We start from the raw sequence: 692 nt of genomic DNA on the forward strand, positions 1-692 counted from the left end.
GCGAGCTGCGTGGTGGTGGCAAAGCGGTGGGCCGCCACCAGGGCGAGCAGGCGCGCCTGCATCGGATGGATCGGCGCAGGCACCAGCGATGAGAACCGGGCCGCTGCAATGGTGGGTGACCGGTTCATCGCTGGCCGCCTCCGCCGGGCCAGACGTGACCACACCAGGTGGGGTCAGTCACCGCCACTAATCGCCGAGAAAGGGCGGATTGCCGCCGCTTGCCGCGAGCCTTGAGTGCAGCGGTGCGTCGACCGATGCGTCCACCGAGACGACGCCCCTGCCCAGTGGTTCGCAGGCCAGCCGCGCTGCCGTCACCGCTTCTACTTCGCCTGCAGCAGTGGTGCCAGGTCGTGTGCTCATGTACCAGTGATGTCATGGTCGCCTCCTGCGGCCAATCGCGGGACGGGACCGCCCAGACTCAGACTCAACCCCACTCGTGGATCCATCCGCTCCAGGCTCATCCGGCACGCCAGATTTCCGCTCACCGGCCGTCTCGTCCCCAGGTCCACCACTCGTAACGTCATCAGTGGTTGCAGCAGTGGCGTCTGCGGTTGTGTCCGGCAGCGTCGTCGCCGAGCTGCATCGCTCGTTCGCGTCGGCGTCGCTGGGCACGCTGCTGCTGGTCAGGGCGATGAGCTCAGCTTCGGTCTGCTCGGCTGGGATGCCGTAGCGGGCGTGGCTGGCGGCGTAGA

Source organism: Actinomyces sp. HMSC075C01, from assembly GCF_001812965.1.
Classification (GTDB): domain Bacteria; phylum Actinomycetota; class Actinomycetes; order Actinomycetales; family Actinomycetaceae; genus Actinomyces; species Actinomyces acetigenes.